Consider the following 20,468-nt stretch of genomic DNA (forward strand, 5'->3'; position numbering starts at 1 on the left):
CTGCGCGGGCTGGTTGGTGGAACACCCTCCTGCGGTCATACTGAAAAGCGTTTTGATTATGGCACATGCTTCAGTAATAACAACTGGGGAAATCGGCGATAATGTGCTTTTGACCGATTGCCGATTGCTCTCGCCGCAACGCTCTCAATTTTGAGAACATTATTGAGAACATTAATGCGGTTCGCGCACGATCTATGCTGTCGCAGTGTTTGAATTTCAGCGCGAGTTTCTGAACTGAATTTGTCGCACCGTTGAAGTCGCACCCATCGGGGCGCGCGTGACAGCAACGCGAGCAATCTGTGACAGCAAGCCCCACGAAGTCCCACGTCTTGACCGTGACACAATCCCAAACACTCGCCGACCGCATCGAAGATTTATTGCCGCAGACGCAGTGCACGAAGTGCAGCTATCCGGACTGCCGCGCCTACGCCGAAGCGATCGCGGACGGCAAAGCGAACTACAACCAGTGTCCGCCAGGCGGCGCCGAAGGCGTCGCGCGGCTTGCCGCATTGCTCGGCAAGCCGGTGATCCCCATCAATCCCGAGAACGGCGTCGAGCGAGCGCGCCCTGTCGCATTCATCGACGAGAACCTGTGCATCGGCTGCACGCTGTGCACGCAGGCCTGTCCCGTCGATGCCATCGTCGGCGCGCCGAAGCAGATGCACACGATGGTCGCCGAACTGTGCACGGGCTGCGACCTGTGCGTGCCGCCCTGCCCCGTCGATTGCATCGCGATGATTCCCGTCACGGGCGACAAGACGGGCTGGGACGCGTGGACGCAGCAAGAGGCCGACGCGGCACGCGCGCGCCACGACCGTCGCCAGGCGCGCCTCGCCGCCGAACGCGATGCGGCCGAAGCGCGCGCAGCGGCAAGGCGCGCGTCGAGTGCAGCGGCCGCCGCCGAACCGCCGGGGCCGACCGTTGGCTCGCGCCCAACAGAAGCACCGGCTGCAACGACGGAAGGCGTTGCCGCGCCAACACCCGCAAGCGCTCCCGCCAACGACGCCGAAGCGAAAAAACGCGCGATCATCCAGGCCGCGCTCGAACGCGCGCGCAAGAAGAAGGAAGAAAACGCGGCGCAAGGCTTGGGGCCGCAGAACACGACGAACGTGAGCGCCGACACACAGGCGCAGATCGATGAAGCTGAAGCGCGTCGTCGGCGGCTCGGCATTGCGCGCGACGACGCCGAATCGGCACCCAAGCCAGACAACGATCAACCTGACAAGCCCTGACCTCGCCGAATGAATGCGAACAAACGACGCGCGATCTACGAGACGCTTCAGAGCCTCAATCCGCATCCGACGACGGAGCTCGAGTACTCGACGCCGTTCGAGTTGCTGATTGCCGTAATGTTGTCCGCGCAAGCAACGGACGTATCGGTGAACAAGGCGATGCGCCGGATGTTTCCCGTCGCGAATACGCCGCAGAAAGTGCTCGACCTGGGCGAGGAAGGTGTCGCCGATTACATCAAGACGATCGGCCTCTATCGCACGAAAGCGAAGAACGTGATCGCGACGTGCCGCATCCTGCTCGATCAGTACGGCGGCGAAGTGCCCGAGGACCGCGACGCGCTGGAGAGCCTGCCGGGCGTCGGCCGCAAGACGGCGAACGTCATTCTGAATACGGCGTTCGGCCATGCGACGATCGCCGTCGATACGCACATCTTTCGGGTTGCCAATCGAACGGGGCTTGCGCCCGGCAAGGACGTGCGCGCCGTCGAACTGGCGCTGGAAAAGTTCACACCGGCCGAGTTCAGACACGACGCGCATCATTGGCTGATTCTGCACGGGCGCTACGTGTGCAAGGCGCGCCGGCCCGAATGCTGGCACTGCGTGATCGAGCCGCTGTGCGAGTTCAAGCAGAAGACGCCGCCGCCCGATCTTTGAGCTTTCGCGTTTCGTGTTTCGTGTTTCGTGTTTCGTGTTTCGTGTTTCGTGTTTCGCGTTTCGCGTTTCGCGTTTCGCGTTTCGCGTTTCGCGTTTCGCGTTTCGCGTTTCGCGTTTCGCGTTTCGCGTTTCGCGTTTCGCGTTTCGCAGCGAGCGTATTTCACCCGCAACCGTGCCCCGCCCAGCCCAGCCCTGCCTCCCCGAGCCGTCCGTCAGCGGGCAGCACGGTCGCGGCGTAAAATGAGCGTTCGCGTGTGTGGTCCGTCGTCGACGGTCTGCCATGCGCGCCTCGCCGCATCCGGCTCCACTCGCCCTTACCGCCCGAAGTCCATCGATGTTCAATCCCAGCCGCGACGAAGTCCGCCGTTTTTTCACCGACACCTGGCGCAAGCAGCGCGCGGGTGAGATCCTGACGCCGCTCGAAGCCATCGCCGCCGACTGGATCGTCGAGCACCCCGAATATCACGCCGAGCTGGCCGACCCCGACGCCGCATCGGCACAGGACTATTCGCCCGAGCGCGGACAGACCAATCCGTTCCTGCATCTGTCGATGCATCTGGCCATCAGCGAGCAGTTGTCGATCGATCAGCCGCCCGGCATCCGCGCGGCACACGACCGCCTCGCCGCGCGCCTCGGCTCGACGCACGACGCGCAGCACGCGATCATGGAATGCCTCGGCGAAACGATCTGGGAAGCGCAGCGCACGAACACGCCGCCCGATACGGACGCCTATCTGCAACGTATCGAGCGCCGCGCGTCGCGCGATTGAGCGCCTGACGCGCACGCGCCGAGTCTCGTCACGTCACGCGCGACGTCCGTCGCACCAAAGCAAACACCCCGCGCATGCGGGGTGTTTGCTTTGTCGTGAGCCGTCAGCAGATTGCGTGCCGATTACTTCTTCTGCACGAGATCGCCATTCAGCGATTCGATGTAGGCCGCGAGGTCCTTCATGTCGCCCTGCGAGAGACTTTGCACCTGCGCCTGCATGATCGCGTTGTTGCGGCCGAGATGCGGATTGCCGGTGCCCATCTGATACTGGCGCAGCGCCCAGTAGATGTAGTCGGCATGCTGGCCCGCGAGCTTCGGATATTCGGGGCTCACCGGCTTGTTCAGGTTCGGGCCGTGGCAGGCCGCGCAGTTGTGGCTCTCCGCGAGCACCTTGCCGTTGCCGGCATCCGCCGCGTGCGCCGCATTCGAAGCGACGACGAAACCGGCCAGCGCGAGCGTCGCGCAAGCCGCCTTGACCACCGTATGAAGTGCGTGTGGGTGCTTCTTCATGAATTCTCCTGTGTCGACGGGGGCGCTTTTGCGCTTGCTACCGTCCCATGCAATCTGATTGCGACCCGCGAACCGGACGAGCAAATGAGCCGCCCTGGTCGGGACGACGATCACTTGTCGGGATTGTTCTTCGAAGAGGAAGTCTGCGACGCGTAGTACGCGGCGATGTCGGCGATGTCCTGATCGGACAGCGACGTCGCGACAGCGTGCATCGTTTCGAAATGGCGATCGCCCTTCTTGTACGCGTGCAGCGCGTTCTCGAGGTAGGTCTGGTTCTGGCCGCCCAGCATCGGCACCCGATACACCTCGGGGTACGCCGTTCGATAGTCAGGAATACCGTGACAGCCGATACACATCGCGACCTTGCCCTGGCCCGCCTTGGCATTGCCGACGATATCCGCTGCCTGCACAGTTGACGCTAAGCCCGCGAGCACCGACATCGCTGCGATCACGACATGTTTGCCGACGAATTTGTTCATAGCTCTTCTAACCTGGCTTGAGGGGAAACGGGCGCCCGAAAAGGCGACGACCTGCGCCGTTTTACTTGTCGGGTTGCCACGCAGGCCAAAAAAATCGGCCCAATTGTACCGCGACGCCGCGCCGGGCGTCCACCGGACGGGAGCCCGCGCCCTTTGCCGCCCAAGCGCCGCAGCGAGCGGCGCGCAGCGCACGCCTCAGGCGTCTTAGCGCATTCGACGTTCGTCGGGGCGCGGCACATTGCCGCAGGCCGAACAGGCTGCTCACGCAGGCTGCGCGACAGGGTTCGATCGCCAGTTCACGCGCGCCTCGACCACACATCTGCCGCTTTTTCGGGCACTGAGGCGAACCGCACATGACACCGCACGACACCGCACGACACCTTACACCGCATCGCCCGAGCATCCGGACACGCGTTCCGCGCACCGTGCGACGCGGCTGACACCATACTGGAGCGCGATTCAGCACAACAGGGCTTCTGACTTATACTGGAATTTTTCCCGAACGGGCGTCCAGTCATGCGTTTCGAAGGCTCATCGCAATACGTCGCCACCGACGATCTCAAGCTCGCGGTCAACGCCGCGATGACGCTCAAGCGCCCGCTGCTCATCAAGGGCGAGCCGGGCACGGGCAAGACCATGCTCGCTGAGGAAGTCGCGGCGGCTCTCGGCATGCCGCTTCTGCAGTGGCACATCAAGTCCACGACAAAAGCGCAACAGGGCCTGTACGAATACGACGCGGTTTCGCGTCTGCGCGATTCGCAGCTCGGCGACGAGCGCGTGAAGGACATCAGCAACTACATCGTCAAGGGCGTGCTGTGGCAAGCGTTCGACTCGGACCAGCAGTCCGTGTTGCTGATCGACGAAATCGACAAGGCCGACATCGAGTTCCCGAACGATCTGCTGCGCGAGCTCGACCGCATGGAGTTCTACGTGTACGAGACGCACGAGCTCGTGAAGGCGAAGCACCGGCCGCTCGTCATCATCACGTCGAACAACGAGAAGGAACTGCCCGACGCGTTTCTGCGCCGCTGCTTCTTCCACTACATCAAGTTCCCCGATCCCTCAACGATGCAGCAGATCGTCGAAGTCCACTATCCCGGCATCAAGCAGGACCTGCTGCGTGCCGCGATGGAAAGCTTCTTCGAATTGCGCAACGTGTCGGGCCTGAAAAAGAAACCGTCCACGTCGGAGCTGCTCGACTGGCTGAAGCTGCTGCTCGCGGAAGACATTCCGCCCGAAGCGCTGCGCTCGAAGGACCAGAAGCAGATCGTGCCGCCGCTGCACGGCGCGCTGCTGAAGAACGAGCAGGACGTGAGCCTCTTCGAGCGGCTCGTGTTCATGAACCGCAACAACCGCTGATTGACCGCTGATAGAAGGCATCCACGCGGAAAGCCCCGGAGACGACGGCATGCTGATCGACTTTTTCTACACGCTGCGCGCCGCGAAGCTGCCCGTCTCCGTGAAGGAGTACCTGACGCTGCTCGAAGCGCTGAAGGAAAGCGTGATCCAGCCGTCGCTGGACGAGTTCTACTACCTCGCGCGCATGACGCTCGTGAAGGACGAACAGTATTTCGACAAGTTCGATCAGGCGTTCGGCGCGTACTTCAACGGCGTCGCGCAGAAATCCGATCTCGCATTCGACGTCCCTCTCGACTGGCTGAAGAAGAAGCTGCAACGCGACCTGAGCGCCGAAGAAAAGGCGCAGATCGAAAAGATGGGCGGCCTCGACAAGCTGATGGAGCGCCTGAAAGAACTGTTCGACGAACAGAAAGGCCGTCACGAAGGCGGCAGCAAATGGATCGGCACGGGCGGCACGTCGCCGTTCGGCAACGGCGGCTACAACCCGGAGGGCATTCGCATCGGCGGCGACTCGTCGGGCAACCGGACGGCCGTCAAGGTGTGGGACCAGCGCGCGTATCGCGATTACGACGATCAGGTCGAGATCGGCACGCGCAACATCAAGGTCGCGCTGCGCCGGCTGCGGCGCTTCGCGCGCGAAGGCGCCGCCGAAGAGCTCGACTTGCCCGACACGATCCGCAGCACGGCCGCGAACGCCGGCTGGCTCGACCTGAAGATGGTCCCCGAGCGGCATAACAACGTGAAGGTGCTGATGCTGCTCGACGTCGGCGGATCGATGGACGATCACATCAAGCGCACGGAAGAACTGTTCTCGGCCGCGAAGGCCGAGTTCAAGCACCTCGAGTTCTACTACTTCCACAACTGCGTCTACGACTTCCTGTGGAAGAACAACCGCCGCCGGCATGTCGAGCGGCTCGCGACGTGGGACATGCTGCACAAGTTCACGCCCGACTACAAACTGATCTTCGTCGGCGACGCGACGATGAGCCCGTACGAAGTGCTGCAGCCGGGCGGCTCGGTCGAGTACAACAACGCCGAAGCAGGCGCCGTGTGGCTGCGCCGGATCGCCGATCATTTCCCGCATCACGCGTGGCTCAATCCCGAGCCCGAAGGCTTGTGGGAGTATCGGCAATCGGTTTCGGTGATCCGCGAGGTGCTCGGCCACCGGATGTACCCGCTCACGCTCGCCGGGCTCGAAACCGCGATGCGCGTGCTAAGCAAGTAAGCTCCACCCGTCTTCGACGTCCGAACTCGGGGCGACGATAGCGGACGCAGCGCGCCCGCTCGCGCTTCGTTGGCGCGCCGCGCGTCAACGGCGCTGCAACAACGCATCGCCCATTGATGCACCTCGCACAACACACCACCACAACGCACCGCCATAACGCACCGCCATAACGCACCGCCATAACGCACCGCCATAACGCACCGCCATAACGCACCACCATAACGCACCACCATAACGCACGATAAGAGACACGCAGGATGACCACCCCTTCTTCCCCCGATTTCTCCACGGCCACGCGCGCCCCGCTCAGGCCATTCACCGACACGTCGCTGTCCGCGCTCGTCGCCGGCTTCGTCGCGATGATGACGGGCTACACGAGCTCGCTCGTGCTGATGTTCCAGGCAGGCCGCGCCGCGCATCTGACCGATGCGCAGATTTCCTCGTGGATCTTGGCGCTGTCGATGGGCATGGCGCTGTGCACGATCGGACTGTCGCTGCGCTTTCGCGCGCCCATCGTGATCGCGTGGTCGACGCCGGGCGCGGCGCTGCTCGTGTCGTCGCTGCCGCATGTCGCGTATCCCGAAGCGATCGGCGCATTCATTGTCTGCGCGCTGCTGCTGACGGTCGTGGGCCTCACGGGCTGGTTCGATACGCTGATGAAAAAGATTCCGGCGGGCATCGCGGCGGCGCTGCTGGCGGGCATCCTGTTCGAGATCGGCATCGAGATTTTTCGCGCCGCGCAATTCCAGACGGCGCTCGTGCTCGCGATGTTCTTCACCTACCTCGCGATCAAACGTTTCGCGCCGCGCTATGCGATTCCCGCGACGCTCGTGGTCGGCACGGCCGTTGCAGGCGCGCTCGGCCTGCTCGACTTCAGCGCTTTCCGCGTCGCGTTCGCCGTGCCCGTACTGACTGTGCCCGCGTTCTCGCTGTCGGCGATCGTCAGCATCGGCATTCCGCTTTTCGTCGTGGCGATGGCCTCGCAGAACGTGCCCGGCATCGCCGTGCTGCGCGCCGATGGCTACCCGACGCCGTCCGCGCCGCTGATCGCGACGACGGGCGTCGCGTCGCTGTTGCTCGCGCCGTTCGGCTCGCACGGCGTGAATCTCGCCGCGATCACGGCTGCGATCTGCACGGGCCGCGAAGCGCACGAAGACCGCTCGAAGCGCTATATGGCGGCCGTCTGGTGTGGCATGTTCTATCTGATCGCGGGGATCTTCGGCGCGACGATCGCGGCCCTCTTCGGCTCGCTGCCGAAAGCGCTCGTGGTGTCCGTCGCGGCGCTCGCGCTGTTCGGCTCGATCATGAGCGGGCTCACGAACGCGATGCAGGACGCAAGGCAGCGTGAAGCCGCGCTCGTCACGTTCATGGTGACGGCCTCGGGGCTCACGCTGCTGTCGATCGGTTCGGCGTTCTGGGGGCTCGTCGCGGGCCTCGTCACGCAATTCGTGCTGAACGCGCGGCGCGCATGATGGCGCGCGTCCGCTGGGCGCGCATGCAAGACCGCATGGCCAGGCGACAGCCGGCTCCAAAGGCGGAAAGCACCTAGGGCCGTGGCGCGAACGGACGGGCGGGCGTACCTGTCAAACCAGCATCACCCAATCCGCCATAGAATAGAAGTATCGGGCGGCGTTCCACGGTAACATTTCCGGCTTGCGGCGTGGACACTGCCGGTGACGCTCATGCGTGGCCGTTTGCGGGCTGCCGGCGGCCTCGCGCGGCGTCATCATTTCCCTGGACCATGGCGCGCGTGCGCCCCGAAGCGAAGGCTCGACATGACTACTGCACTCGATCAACTCAAGCAATACACCAAGGTCGTCGCGGATACCGGCGACTTCCAGCAACTCGCGCAATACAAGCCGCAGGACGCGACGACGAACCCGTCGCTGGTCCTGAAGGCCGTGCAGAAGGACGAATACAAGCCGCTGCTCGAAAAGACGGTGCGCGACCACGCGTCGAAGCCCGTCAGCGCAATCATCGACCACCTGTTGATCGCCTTCGGCACCGAAATCCTGAAGATCGTCCCGGGCCGCGTATCGACGGAAGTCGACGCACGACTGTCGTTCGACACGAAAGCGTCGATCGACAAGGCGCATGAACTCATCAAGATGTACGAAGCGCAAGGCATCGGCCGCGAGCGCGTGCTGATCAAGCTCGCGTCCACATGGGAAGGCATCCGCGCGGCCGAGGTGCTGCAGAAGGAAGGCGTCAAGTGCAACATGACGCTGCTGTTCTCGCTGCCGCAAGCCGTCGCGTGCGCGGAAGCGGGCGCGCAGCTGATCTCGCCGTTCGTCGGCCGCATCTACGACTGGTACAAGAAGAGCGCCGGCAGCAACTGGGACGAAGCGCGTGACGGCGGCGCGAACGATCCGGGCGTGCAGTCGGTGCGCCGCATCTATGCCTACTACAAGAAGTTCGGCTACCCGACGGAAGTGATGGGCGCGAGCTTCCGCACGACGAGCCAGATCACCGAACTGGCCGGCTGCGATCTGCTGACGATCAGCCCTGATCTGCTGCAAAAGCTGCACGACAGCACCGACAAGGTCGAGCGCAAGCTGTCGCCGGAAGCCAGCAAGAACGCCGAAATCGCGCGCGTGCCGACGGACGAGCCGTCGTTCCGCTTCCTCGTCAACGAAGACGCGATGGCGACCGAAAAGCTGTCGGAAGGCATCCGCGTGTTTGCCGCGGACGCGATCAAGCTCGAAAAGGTGATCGACGCGCTGCGCTGATCGGCGTCGCCTCCTTTCACTGCGCAACAAAAGCGCGCGCGGCCCGCAAGGCTGCGCGCGTTTTTTTATGCGCTTTTTCCGCACGCCGTCTTGCGAGTTCTTCTCACACTGTCAGCCCGCCGCGCGCATTGCTTCGGTCAACACAGTTTCACATTCGACGCTCCCGCGACGACTACAATCGTTGACACGAATGCGTCGCTGCGCGTTCGCATGGAACGACATGTCAATTGAGTGGAGACATCGATGCAAGTCCAACCCTATCTGTTTTTCAATGGCCGCTGTGAAGAAGCGCTGAAGTTCTATGGTGAAAAGCTCGGCGCGCAAGTGCTGTTCCAGATGCGCTTCAAGGATGCGCCGCCGAGCCCCGAGCAGCCGATCCGCCCCGGCACCGAAGAAAAGATCATGCATTCGACGATCAAAATCGGTTCGACGGAACTGATGGCGTCGGATGGCAATTGCGACGGAACGCCCGTGACGCACTCGGGCTACAGCCTGTCGATCACCGTCGACGATCCGTCGCAAGGCGAAAAGACGTTCAAGGCGATTTCGGAAGGCGGCAACGTCGTGATGCCGTGGCAGGCAACGTTCTGGAGCACCGGCTTCGGTATGGCCATCGACAAATTCGGCGTGATGTGGATGGTCACGAACCCGCACGAAGGCGACAAGCACCCGAGCTGATCCCGACGCCGAATATCGAGCCGGTAAGCGGATCAGCGCGCGGCATGCTCGCGGTCCCCGCCTTCGATATTCCAGTTCGGCTCGGCAGCAGCGAGCAACGCGCGCATGTGCTCGGCCTGTTCCGCGAAGCGCTGCGCGAGCCAATATGGCCCCTGCAATTCAGGGGCCATTTCTTTGCGCGAAGCCTGCGCACCCGTCATATTCTCGACGCTTTGTACCGTCGCCGTCGCCGTCGCTTCGGCAGGCGGGCAAGCCAGCGTCTCCGCTGAAACCGCCTCCGGCATCCCGAACTGCGTCGCGCCCGCGAAACGCAATGCACGCGCGCTCGCAAGCAGCGTCAGGCGCACCGCGTTCGTCTCGTCGCCGCACTCGCGCGCAAACGCTTCGCGTATTTCCGCGTGCGCGAGCGTGCCCGTCGACAGCATCTCCAGCGCGCTCAGCATCGAGCGATGCAGACGCTGGATGTCGTCGAGCCGCGCAATCGGCAAGTCGATTTCCTTCGCCACCGACGGCATCAGCGAGCGCAGTTGCACGAGACGCTTGCCCATGCGGATGAACGCGGCCACCTGCTCGTCGCTGCCGATGGGCACGCCCGTCATCATTCGCGTGTAGAGGCGCGCGCACTCGCGCAGGTTGTCGGCGAGCAGATAGCGCCACGAATAGGTTGCGTGCAGCGGCAGCGCGAACGAAAACGCGAGCGCGATCACGATGCCGATCAGCACGTTCAGCGTGCGCCACAGACCGGTGTCGATCATGTTGTCGCCGTGGCCCGCGACGATGCACATCGTGATTGCCGTCAGCAGCGCGACGTAACCTGCCGTGCCGATCGCGAACCACGCGCAGACGGCGGCAATCACCGACATCAGCACATACGTGAGCGGCAGCGAGTCGAACAGGTTCTGCTGCAGGATCAGCGCGAGCCCGAGCGCCGCGCCGAGCAGCGTGCCCGCCGCGCGCTCCGCCGCCTTCTTGCGGATATTGCCGTGATGCTGCAACCCGCCGATCACCACCAGCAGCGTCACCGACGACCAGATGCCATGCGGAATGTCGATGCCCGTCGTCGCGAGAATCGACACGAGCATCGCGAGACCCACGCGCAGGCTATGGAAGAACTTCGCGTGCCGGTAGCGATAGTACGGCGACGTGATCGCGCGCGCGATCCGTCCGATGCGCGTGCGGCGCGGCGCGAGGCGCGCAGTGACGGCGTCGCTCGAGACGGGCGGCTTGTCGCTGCGCTTGCGTGACGGATTCGAATGCGGGTCGGCTAGAGCCATCGGTTATCTCTCGTCGGATCGAAGCCACCAAACGAGCATAAACGATGTGAGCAGCGTCGGCAGGAAACCGCCGGGCCGCCCCGCGCGAACGAAAAAGCCCGCAGCATCGGCTGCGGGCTTCGTGTGATGCGGACCGCGCAAACGGCGCGATCAGCTTTCGACGGGATGGTCCAGATAATCTTCCGGCCGCGTGCGGTCTTCAGCGTGCTTCATGCCCGCTGCACGCACGGCAATGCTGACAACGATCGACACCACGAGGTTGACGATCAGCGACCAGACAGCCGCATAACCCGGAATCGCCAGACCGCCGATGTGGATCGTGTAGATCGAGCCCGCGAGCTTCAGCGAGATCGCCATCCACGTGCCGACGGCAATGCCCGCCGCCCAGCCGAGCAGCAGACCGCGATAGTCGAGCACGCGCGTGTAGAGACCGAGCACGATCGCGGGCAGCGTCTGGATGATCCAGATGCCGCCGAGCAGCTGCAGCTGGATCGCATACGTGAGCGGCAGGCCGAGAATGAACGCGACGGCGCCCACCTTCACGATCAGCGAGACCAGCTTCGCGATGTTCGTTTCCTGCTCGTGCGTCATGTTGCGGTTGACGAACTCCTTGTGGATGTTGCGCGTGTACAGGTTCGCCGCTGCAATCGACATGATCGCGGCAGGCACCAGCGCGCCGATGCCGATCGCCGCGAATGCGACGCCGACGAACCACGACGGGAAGAAGTGCAGGAACAGCGCCGGCACCGCGAAGTTCGGACCGAAGGCCTTGAAGTACGGCGCGAACTCCGGCATGTCCTTCACGCCCGCTGCGAGCGCCATGAAGCCGAGAAGCGCGAGCAGGCCGAGCACGAGCGAGTATGCGGGCAGCATCGCCATGTTGCGGCGGATCGTATTGCCCGACGACGACGACAGAATCGCCGTCACCGAGTGCGGATACAGGAAGAGCGCGAGCGCCGATCCCACTGCCAGTGTCGCGTATGCGCTATAGCCGTTGAGGCTCGACACGTCCGGCGCCTTCAGCAGCAGCTTGGCGGGCGGCACCGCACTGAAGATGTGGCCGAAGCCGCCGAGTTGCGGCGGAATCACGATGATCGCGGCGCCGATCGTGATGTAGATCAGCACGTCCTTGACGACGGCGATCATCGCCGGCGCGCGCAGGCCCGACGTGTACGTGTAGGCGGCCAGGATCGCGAACGCGATGATCAGCGGCAGATCGCCGACGAAGCCCGTCGTATCGAAGCCGAGCGCGCCGATCACCACTTCGATGCCGACCAGTTGCAGCGCGATGTACGGCATCGTCGCGACGATGCCCGTCACGGCGACGACGAGCGCCAGCATGCGGCTGCCGTAGCGCGCGTTGACGAAGTCGGCGGACGTGACATAGCCATGACGCTTCGCGATGCTCCACAGCTTCGGGAACACGACGAACGCGAACGGATAGATCAGGATCGTATAGGGAAGCGCGAAGAAACCCGTCGCGCCCGCGCCGAACACGAGCGCCGGCACGGCGATGAACGTGTACGCGGTGTAAAGGTCGCCACCCAGCAGGAACCACGTGACGACCGTGCCGAAGCGCCGGCCGCCGAGGCCCCACTCTTCCAGGTGCGCGAGGTCGCCGCGCCGCCAGTGGGCCGCGACGAAGCCGAGAATCGTGACGCCGATGAAGAACAGAACGAAGACGAAGGTTGCGATTGCATTCATCGTGCGCCTCCCTTCGAGCGGGTCTTCGTCTTGAAGTACACCAGCGCGGTGATCACGGCGCTGATCAGCACCCACAGCAGCTGATACCAGTAGAAGAACGGGAAGTCGAACAGTTGCGGTTCGACCTTGTTGTATGACGGCACCCAGATCATCGCGATCCAGGGCAGCAGCAACAGCCAGAGCCAGTGCTTGCTGGCCTTGTTGGCGGCGGCGTCGTGAGCCATGACGTCTCCTCTTTCCTTTTATTGAATTGTGGCCCGTGTTTGGCGGGCAGATGGACCCGGCTGTGGGTAACAGCTCAGGCTCCCCGAAAGCATCGAAAGAGTATCGGAGTGGCGAACGACCGGTCAAGCAGGGCTGACCCTAAACGCAACGGTGTTGTCAATAGAGAATCGTCGGGGAATGTGGGGCGGCAGACTAAAGCGGAAACTTCTGCCGCTTCGTTGGACGGGCGGCTTTATCTCCCGTCGATTTGGGTGCCGTTGAGCCAGAGCCGCATTGCATAGCCGCCTTGATGCCGCCGTGCCGTCGATGGCACGGCGGTTGCGCGCAGGCGTTGCACCAGTGCGGGGCCTACGCCGTTCGCTTTGGCGTCGCTTGTTGCGTTCCTTTCCGTTCGAATGCCGGAGCGCGTCAGACCGCGAACGTGCCGTTCTGGCCCGTCGATTCCTGCAAGCCCTTGACCCACTTGCGCGCCGGCAACGCGAGCTGCGCTTCGAGCAGCTTCGCGCGCGCCTGCAACTGCGTGAACGGCACGTCGATAGCGGGCCCAGAGAACCCAATCGCGATGCGGTTGCCGTCGTGCACTTCCGGCAACGCGACGACGCGTCCGTCGAAGGCTTCGTTCAGCCGCTTCATGTTGCGCACGAAGCTCGGATGATCGCCGAACAGATTCACGGTGACGATGCCCGCTTGCGCCAGACACGCGCGCGCCGCGCGATAGAACGCGACGCTGTCGAGCACCGGGCCGCGCGCCGTCGCATCGTACAGATCGATCTGCAATGCGCCGACCGTGCCGTGGTTCGCGCGGTCGTTGACGAACTCCCATGCGTCCGTCTCGCGCACGCTGAGACGCGCGTCGTCGGCGGGCAGGCCGAACATCGTGCGCGCCGCGATCACGACAGCGGGATTCAGTTCGACGGCTTCGACCTGCGCGCGCTTCAGGAAGCGGTGCGCGAACTTCGTCAGCGAGCCGGTGCCGAGTCCGAGCTGCACGATGCGCTGGGGCGTTTCGAGAAACAGCAGCCAGGCCATCATCTGCTGCGCGTATTCGAGTTCGATGTGATCGGGCTTCGACAGACGCATCGCGCCCTGCACCCATTCCGTGCCGAAGTGCAGATAGCGCACGCCGCCCTCTTCCGAGAACGTGACGGGCGCAAAGCGCGGCTTGCGCGGCGCTTCGATCATCGAGGCCTTCGCGACGCCGGCGAAGTCGTCTTCGTCACGCGCGGCACGCGTTTTCGCGCGCGAGATTCTTTGCTTCGAGACTGCGGATTCTTTGTTGCGGAAAGCACGCGCCTCGGCCGAAGCGCGCTTGATCAGTTTCGTCATGTAAGGATGTCGCGCCACAGGCGCAATTTTTGGTCGAACGAGAGCATAGCATTCGCTGGGCTCGACGACGGCAGCACGAGGGTTTCGTAGCCGGCAGCGCCGATCACGGTCGCAAAGCGGCCCGCCGTCTTGCCGTTGAAGCAGACTTTCGCGAGCTTCGGCGCGTACTCGCGCAGCGATGCGAAGTCGTTGGGCGTCGCGTTGCGGATCGCGGCATCGAGACTGCCTTCGCGCGTGCAGGCGGCCAGCACGTCCCACACGCCGACGCCGTGCTTCAACAGGTGTTCGAGGCGAGTCGGGTAATCGAGTTCGGGCAGCGGTTCGCCGATCACTGCGCTGAGCAAACGCCAGAACTGATTGCGCGGATGCGCGTAGTACTGCGTCGCCGCGAGCGACGCTTCGCCAGGAAAGCTGCCGAGTATCAGCGTATGCGTGCTTTCGGCGACGACGGGAGGAAAGCCGCGCAGCATCAGCGTGCCTCATCGCGTTTGTCGACACGCCTGTCGGCACGCTTATCGACGCGTTTTGCGTTCACGTCGGCGCGCGATGCCGTGTGATCGAGCGCCTGGCCATGATCGCGCGGCACGGGCTGCGCGATCTGCCCGAATGCGCGCCCATCGTCGCGCATCGCGAGCTTTACCCACAGCGCGGGCAGCATGCATTCGGTGACCATCAGCGGCTCGCCATAGCGCTCGAACACCGAACGCCGCGCGACGAGCGCATGCACGCGCGCGTCGCCTGTTTGTTTCGACGCGAGCCGATGCAGCGGATGCCGCGCCGTCACGCGCCGGCTCACCAGCGACGAACGCGACACGCTGCTGTCGCTATACAACAGCTCCGCGAGCGGCCGCGTGCGCAGACGCCGCATCGCCTGCCAGACGCCCGTGCTCGCGGTGAGCGGCACAATGCTGTGCGCGGCGACGAACGGCGTGCCGTCCACCGACAACGCCACTTCGCGCACCCACACAGGCGTGCGCGGCGCGATGCCGAGTGCGGCGTACTCGTCTTCATAAGGCAGATCGACGGCTTCGCGCGTCACGCGCACGACCACCGCGCCGAGCGTGCGCAAGTGCGCCGTCAGCGAACCGCCGCGCGTGAGCCAGTCTTTTTGATCGGTCGACAAACCTGGAAGGGGCGCGACGCGCCAATGGGCGTCGGCAGCATCGAAACGAATAGACATGGCCGGCATTATAGGGTCGCCAGAAAAAGCAGGCCTTCGAGACGCCATGTCCGCATGAATTCACCGACCGTTCCGCCACGCGGTTCGGACCGTTCGCCGTTCAAACCGCCCGCCGATCGATGAAGATAACCGGCGAGCGCCGCGCACTCATGCACGGCCTTTTATCCATCACCAGGGAGCTTCAATTGACCGCTCAGGACAAAGCCACGTCGGACCGCGTCGCGCATCTCGCCGCGATCGTGCTCAAGCGCTCGGCCGCATCGAAGATCGAGAAGGAACTCGCCGCCTCCGCGCTCGCGCAGCGTCACACGACGAAGCACACGAGCGCGGCCATCGGCAAGATCGCCGCGCACGTGCTCGGCGATGCGCATGCATGCGCCGAAGCGAAGGAACTCGCGGGGTCGGTGCTTGCTCAGGTGCGCAAGCTGAATAGCGCGTCGCCACAGCGCTAAGCGCACATCGCCGCGCATACGGCGCACGCAAAAAAAATGCGCTGCCGAAGCAGCGCATTTCCTCTCTTCGCCCCTTATCGGGGAACGCGCATCAGCGCGCCAGCAACAGCGCATTCGTGCGCTTCACGAAGCTCGCCGGGTCTTCGAGCGAGCCGCCTTCGGCCAGCAACGCCTGATCGAACAGCAGATGGCACCAGTCGTCGAAATTCGCGTTGTCGGCGCTGAGGTTCTTCACCAGCGCATGTTCCGGATTCACCTCGAGAATCGGGTGCATCGCCGGCGCGTTCTGGCCCGCAGCCTTCAGCATGCGCTGCAGGTAGCCGCTCATCTCGCCTTCGTCGGCGACGAGGCACGACGGCGAATCGGTCAGGCGGAACGTCAGACGCACGTCCTTCGCCTTGTCCTTGAGCGTCTCCTTCATGCGCTCGACGAGCGGCTTCAGCTCTTCGCCGACCTTCTCCTGCGCCTGCTTTTCCTCGTCGTTCAGCTGGCCGAGATCGAGGTCGCCGCGCGCGACGCTTTGCAGCGGCTTGCCGTCGAAGTCCTGCAGGAACGACAGCATCCATTCGTCGACGCGATCCGTCAGCAACAGCACTTCGACGCCCTTCTTGCGGAACACTTCGAGATGCGGGCTGTTCTTCGCGGCCTGATACGTATCCGCCGTCACGTAGTAGATCTTCGTCTGCTCGGGCTTCATCCGCGCGACGTAATCCGTCAGCGACACGCTCTGCTCCGACGAGTCGTTATGCGTCGATGCAAAGCGCGCGAGCTTCGCGATGCGCTCCTTGTTCGAGAAGTCCTCGCCGATGCCTTCTTTCAGCACCTGACCGAATTCCTTCCAGAACGTCGCGTACTTTTCCTTGCCGGCGGCTTCTTCCGAATTCGCCAGCTCGTCGAGCATCGACAGCGCGCGCTTGGTCACGCCTTCGCGGATCGCCTTCACGTCGCGGCTTTCCTGCAGCAATTCACGCGACACGTTCAGCGGCAAGTCGCTCGAATCGACGACGCCCTTCACGAAACGCAGATACGAGGGCAGCAATTGCTCGGCGTCGTCCATGATGAAGACGCGCTTCACATACAGCTTGAGGCCGCCGCGATGATCGCGGTTCCACATATCGAACGGCGCATGCGCCGGCACATACAGCAGCTGCGTGTACTCGCTGCGGCCTTCGACGCGGTTGTGCGTCCACGTCAGCGGGTCCTGGTGATCGTGCGACAGGTGTTGATAGAACTGCTTGTACTGCTCGTCGGTGATGTCGTTCTTCACGCGCGTCCACAGCGCGCTCGCCTGGTTGACGGTCTCGTCTTCGTCCTTCGCGACCATCTCACTCTTCTCGGCGTCCCACTCTTCCTTCTGCATCAGGATGGGCAGCGCGACGTGATCCGAGTACTTCTGGATGATCGACTTGAGCTTGTACGTGGACAGCAGTTCGTCTTCGTCGGCGCGCAGATGAAGCGTGATCGTCGTGCCGCGTTGCGCGCGCTCGATCGTTTCCACCGCGAAATCGCCCTCGCCCGCGCTCACCCAGCGCACGCCTTCCGAGACCGGCAGGCCGGCGCGGCGTGTCTCCACGGTGATCTTGTCCGCGACGATGAAGCCCGAATAGAAACCGACGCCGAACTGGCCGATCAGCGCCGCATCCTTCTGCTGGTCGCCCGACAGCTTGCCGAAGAATTCCTTCGTGCCGGAACGCGCGATCGTGCCGAGATGCGAGATCGTTTCGTCGCGGCTCATGCCGATGCCGTTGTCGTCGATGCTGACCGTGCGCGCCGCCTTGTCGAACGACACGCGGATGCGCAGGTTCGGATCGTTTTCGTACAGCGCGTTGTTCGCGATCGCTTCGAAGCGCAGCTTGTCCGCCGCGTCCGATGCGTTCGAAATCAGTTCGCGCAGGAAGATTTCCTTGTTGCTGTACAGCGAGTGAATCATCAGGTGCAGAAGCTGTTTCACTTCTGCCTGGAAGCTCATGGTTTCTTGTGCCATGGTCGTTTTCCCTTTCTGTTGCAGGTTGATTCGAAGCAGACGATGCCCGTGCCGGCGGCGCGCGACACGGACGTTGCGCGCTCAGATGGGGTCGCGCGCCGCCGATTCAAGAGGCTTCATGTCATGAAGCGCGGCGCGCGACGCTGTCCAGATAGCCGCACAAAAACGCCGGCAGCGCCGGATCGCCGCAATTCGCGACGTTGAAGCGCATCCACGTGGTCGGCGACTGCTGCGGCGAGAACAGGCTTCCCGGTGTCAGCAAGAAGCCTTCCTCGTGGCCGGCGGCCGCGAGCGCATCGGCGTCGACGCCCGTATCCGCCCACACGAACATGCCCGCCGCAGGTGTCAGAAACAGGCGCAGCCCCGTCTTTTCGAGCATCCGCACGGATTTGTCGCGCACGCCGTCGAGCCGCGCGCGCAGCCGCTCGACGTGCCGCCGGTAGTGCCCTTCCGTCAGGATCTTGTACAGAACGCGCTCGTTCAGTTCGGGCGTCGTCATGCCGACGAGCATTTTCTGGTCCGTGACGGCCTTCGCCACGTCCAGCGACGACGCCATGAAGCCGACCCGCAGATTCGCCGCGAGCGTCTTCGAGAAGCTGCCAAGGTAAATCACGCGCCGCAGCTGGTCGAGGCTCGCGAGGCGTGTCGCCGCGAAGCCCGGCGGACACAGGTCGCCGTAGATGTCGTCCTCGACGACGATGAAGTCGTATTCCTCCGCAAGCCGCAAGATGCGGAACGCCTGCGCCGCCGTCAGCGACGTGCCCGTCGGATTTTGCAGCACCGAGTTGATCACGAGCATTTTCGGGCGCCAGGTCTGCACGAGCGTTTCGAGCGCGTCGAGATCGGGGCCGTCCGGCGTGTACGGCATGCCGACGAGACGCGCGCCCTGCGACGCGAAGCGCCCGAACATCTGGAACCACGCCGGATCGCCTACGATCACGGTATCGCCCGGCTGCACGTAGAGCCGCGCGATCAGGTCGATCGCCTGCGTGATGCCGGACACGAGCACGATCTGTTCCGGCGACGCACCGATCTCCAGCTCTTCGAGCCGCGTCTGCAACTGCTGGCGCAGCGGCAAGAAGCCTTGCGGCGTGCCGAAGCCGAGCATCTGCGCGCCGCTTTGCCGGCCGAGCGTGCGCAGCGCGCCCGTGATCAGCTCGCCGTCGAGCCAGCGCGACGGCAGATAGCCGAGGCCCGGTCCGCGCTCGGGACGCGTCGACGTGTGCAGCATGTTGCGCAGCAGCCAGACGACGTCGATCGTGCTCGGCGCGGGCGCCGCATCGGCCGCGGCATTGGACGAAAGACGGCGCTCGACGGGCACCGGGCCCGCAAGCCGCTCGCGCACGTAGAAGCCGGAGCCGCGCCGCGAATCCAGATAGCCCTGCGCGACGAGCCGCTCGTACGCCTCGACGACCGTGAAGCGCGACACGCCCTTGTCGAGCGCGAGCTTGCGGATCGACGGCATGCGCATGCCGGGGCGGAACACGCGCTCTTCGATGCGGCGGCGCGCCCACTGGACGAGCTGATCGACGAGCGTGAGCGCCGACGCGTCGTGGGGGGCGGGAATCAGGTCGAGCGGGACGGACATGGCGGACTCCAGCTATGCGCTGCAAGGGCAACGTCGGAAACGGCAACGGAAAACAGGCCTGGCGGCCGTCGCGGAACGAGCGCAACAGGCCGCAGCCGCTGAACGGCATGCGCGGTCGAACGGTCGGCGATGTGACCGGACAACTGTACCGAACAGTATCGAGCCGATTGTACCGTTACTGTGCCGGTCACTGCCGGTACATTTGATTCGACGCTGCTGCTGTTTTCCCATTGCCCGCTTTATCGGACGGCGGCGCAAAGCCCGCCGATACCGGCCTTGCCGCACTGCGCATGGTCCGGCCGCGCCGAACGGTTATTCTTACAATTAACCCTGGTGGCCCGGCATCCGGCAGACAGTTGCCTGCCGTAGCGGCTCCCAGCCGACCGACCGTCCCCTTGCAGCCATGACCGCACACACGCTACAACTCGACCATCTCGTTGTTTCCGCCCGCACGCTCGACGAAGGCACGCAATACGTCGCCGATACGCTCGGCATCGCGCCGTCGGGCGGCGGCGCGCATCCGTCGATGCGCACGCACAACCGGCTGCTCAACCTGTGGGGCGGCGCGTATCTGGAAGTCATCGCGATCGATCCCGATGCTCAGGACACCGCGAACGCGCGGCCACGCCTGTTCGCGCTCGACGATCCCGCGACGCACGCGCGGCTCGCCGACGGTCCGTATCTGTCGCACTGGGTCGCGCGCGTCGAGCGGCCGAAGCATCTCGCGCTGTGGCAACAGCAGTATCCGCAGCGCATCCCTACTGTCGTGCCGATGACGCGCGGCGATTTGACGTGGAGCCTCACCGTCGCCGACGACGGCGCGTTCCCCGCATGGCAAGGCGCGGGCGACGGCATCGTGCCGTCGTTGATTCAATGGGACACGCCGCGCCATCCGTCGACGGTGCTGCCGGAAACGGGCCTGCTGCTCAAGTCGCTGAAGGGCTGGCATCCGCGCGCGGATCTCGTCGCGCAGCAACTGCAGTGGCTCGGCGCGGAGCAACTGATCGCGCTCGAAAGCACGGACGGCGCGCCCTCCCTCGTCGCCGAAATCGAAACCCCGAGCGGCCTGCGCACTCTCAAATAACCACACGCATGGAGAGA

The 20,468-nt window shown here is 64.1% G+C and carries 20 protein-coding genes; 10 read left to right on the forward strand and 10 right to left on the reverse strand.

Annotation, left to right across the window (positions count from 1 at the left end):
- Positions 1 to 335: 335 nt before the first annotated feature.
- The 3 genes from rsxB (at position 336) to VSR68_RS28925 (ending at position 2,655) form a co-directional block, all read left to right on the forward strand.
- Positions 336 to 1,232, forward strand: a complete 897-nt coding sequence (rsxB, locus tag VSR68_RS28915) for an electron transport complex subunit RsxB (protein WP_342943114.1) — start codon at positions 336 to 338, stop codon at positions 1,230 to 1,232.
- 9 nt (positions 1,233 to 1,241) lie between these two features.
- The gene (gene nth, locus VSR68_RS28920) at positions 1,242 to 1,886 is read left to right on the forward strand and encodes an endonuclease III (protein WP_090864476.1); all 645 of its coding nucleotides are present in this window, start codon (positions 1,242 to 1,244) and stop codon (positions 1,884 to 1,886) included.
- 334 nt (positions 1,887 to 2,220) lie between these two features.
- A complete protein-coding gene (locus tag VSR68_RS28925) occupies positions 2,221 to 2,655 on the forward strand; it encodes a DUF1841 family protein (RefSeq protein WP_028365591.1) in 435 nt (144 codons plus the stop codon).
- Positions 2,656 to 2,777: 122 nt separating this feature from the next.
- Here the strand turns inward: VSR68_RS28925 and VSR68_RS28930 are convergent, their stop codons facing one another.
- Together VSR68_RS28930 and VSR68_RS28935 are read right to left on the reverse strand one after the other, a co-directional pair.
- Entirely contained in the window at positions 2,778 to 3,164 is a 387-nt protein-coding gene (locus tag VSR68_RS28930; RefSeq protein ID WP_342943115.1) for a c-type cytochrome, read from the reverse strand.
- A 110-nt stretch (positions 3,165 to 3,274) separates the two neighbouring features.
- Positions 3,275 to 3,643, reverse strand: coding sequence for a c-type cytochrome (locus tag VSR68_RS28935; protein WP_087734498.1), 369 nt, complete (start codon positions 3,641 to 3,643; stop codon positions 3,275 to 3,277).
- A gap of 516 nt (positions 3,644 to 4,159) precedes the next feature.
- On the opposite strand from VSR68_RS28935, the gene VSR68_RS28940 reads away from it, so the two are divergent.
- The 5 genes from VSR68_RS28940 to VSR68_RS28960 all read left to right on the forward strand — a co-directional run bounded on the left by VSR68_RS28940 (position 4,160) and on the right by VSR68_RS28960 (position 9,634).
- Positions 4,160 to 5,002 carry a MoxR family ATPase gene (locus VSR68_RS28940; protein ID WP_342943116.1) on the forward strand — a complete coding sequence of 281 codons (843 nt, stop codon included), beginning with the start codon at positions 4,160 to 4,162 and terminating at the stop codon, positions 5,000 to 5,002.
- A 49-nt stretch (positions 5,003 to 5,051) separates the two neighbouring features.
- Entirely contained in the window at positions 5,052 to 6,227 is a 1,176-nt protein-coding gene (locus tag VSR68_RS28945) for a VWA domain-containing protein (protein ID WP_342943117.1), read from the forward strand.
- Positions 6,228 to 6,484: 257 nt separating this feature from the next.
- Positions 6,485 to 7,699, forward strand: coding sequence for a benzoate/H(+) symporter BenE family transporter (locus tag VSR68_RS28950; protein WP_342943118.1), 1,215 nt, complete (start codon positions 6,485 to 6,487; stop codon positions 7,697 to 7,699).
- 303 nt (positions 7,700 to 8,002) lie between these two features.
- Positions 8,003 to 8,956, forward strand: coding sequence for a transaldolase (gene tal, locus VSR68_RS28955; RefSeq protein ID WP_342943119.1), 954 nt, complete (start codon positions 8,003 to 8,005; stop codon positions 8,954 to 8,956).
- 243 nt (positions 8,957 to 9,199) lie between these two features.
- On the forward strand, positions 9,200 to 9,634 hold the full coding sequence (locus VSR68_RS28960; protein WP_342943120.1) for a VOC family protein: 435 nt from the start codon (positions 9,200 to 9,202) through the stop codon (positions 9,632 to 9,634).
- A 32-nt stretch (positions 9,635 to 9,666) separates the two neighbouring features.
- On the opposite strand, the gene VSR68_RS28965 is transcribed toward VSR68_RS28960, so the two are convergent.
- From VSR68_RS28965 to VSR68_RS28990, 6 genes are all read right to left on the reverse strand, one after another.
- Positions 9,667 to 10,908 carry an FUSC family protein gene (locus VSR68_RS28965; protein ID WP_342943121.1) on the reverse strand — a complete coding sequence of 414 codons (1,242 nt, stop codon included), beginning with the start codon at positions 10,906 to 10,908 and terminating at the stop codon, positions 9,667 to 9,669.
- Positions 10,909 to 11,058: 150 nt separating this feature from the next.
- Entirely contained in the window at positions 11,059 to 12,612 is a 1,554-nt protein-coding gene (mctP, locus tag VSR68_RS28970; protein WP_342943122.1) for a monocarboxylate uptake permease MctP, read from the reverse strand.
- Positions 12,609 to 12,836: a DUF3311 domain-containing protein gene (locus VSR68_RS28975; protein WP_087734490.1), complete on the reverse strand. Its 228-nt coding sequence runs from the start codon at positions 12,834 to 12,836 to the stop codon at positions 12,609 to 12,611. Before VSR68_RS28975 ends, mctP begins: the two co-directional genes overlap by 4 nt.
- A gap of 409 nt (positions 12,837 to 13,245) precedes the next feature.
- Positions 13,246 to 14,163: a spermidine synthase gene (locus tag VSR68_RS28980; protein WP_342943123.1), complete on the reverse strand. Its 918-nt coding sequence runs from the start codon at positions 14,161 to 14,163 to the stop codon at positions 13,246 to 13,248.
- Entirely contained in the window at positions 14,160 to 14,633 is a 474-nt protein-coding gene (locus VSR68_RS28985) for a DNA-deoxyinosine glycosylase (RefSeq protein WP_342943124.1), read from the reverse strand. The genes VSR68_RS28980 and VSR68_RS28985 overlap by 4 nt, the downstream gene beginning before the upstream one ends.
- Positions 14,633 to 15,343, reverse strand: a complete 711-nt coding sequence (locus tag VSR68_RS28990; RefSeq protein WP_342943125.1) for a chorismate--pyruvate lyase family protein — start codon at positions 15,341 to 15,343, stop codon at positions 14,633 to 14,635. Before VSR68_RS28990 ends, VSR68_RS28985 begins: the two co-directional genes overlap by 1 nt.
- 185 nt (positions 15,344 to 15,528) lie before the next feature.
- On the opposite strand from VSR68_RS28990, the gene VSR68_RS28995 reads away from it, so the two are divergent.
- Entirely contained in the window at positions 15,529 to 15,795 is a 267-nt protein-coding gene (locus VSR68_RS28995) for a hypothetical protein (protein ID WP_342943126.1), read from the forward strand.
- Between the two features lie 91 nt (positions 15,796 to 15,886).
- Here the strand turns inward: VSR68_RS28995 and htpG are convergent, their stop codons facing one another.
- Both htpG and VSR68_RS29005 read right to left on the reverse strand, forming a co-directional pair.
- A complete protein-coding gene (htpG, locus tag VSR68_RS29000) occupies positions 15,887 to 17,779 on the reverse strand; it encodes a molecular chaperone HtpG (RefSeq protein ID WP_342943127.1) in 1,893 nt (630 codons plus the stop codon).
- Positions 17,780 to 17,900: 121 nt separating this feature from the next.
- A complete protein-coding gene (locus VSR68_RS29005; RefSeq protein WP_342943128.1) occupies positions 17,901 to 19,367 on the reverse strand; it encodes a PLP-dependent aminotransferase family protein in 1,467 nt (488 codons plus the stop codon).
- 403 nt (positions 19,368 to 19,770) lie between these two features.
- On the opposite strand from VSR68_RS29005, the gene VSR68_RS29010 reads away from it, so the two are divergent.
- Entirely contained in the window at positions 19,771 to 20,451 is a 681-nt protein-coding gene (locus VSR68_RS29010; protein ID WP_342943129.1) for a VOC family protein, read from the forward strand.
- The last annotated feature ends 17 nt before the right edge of the window (positions 20,452 to 20,468 follow it).

Origin of the sequence: Paraburkholderia phymatum (assembly GCF_038900715.1) — a bacterium.
GTDB lineage: Bacteria > Pseudomonadota > Gammaproteobacteria > Burkholderiales > Burkholderiaceae > Paraburkholderia > Paraburkholderia phymatum_A.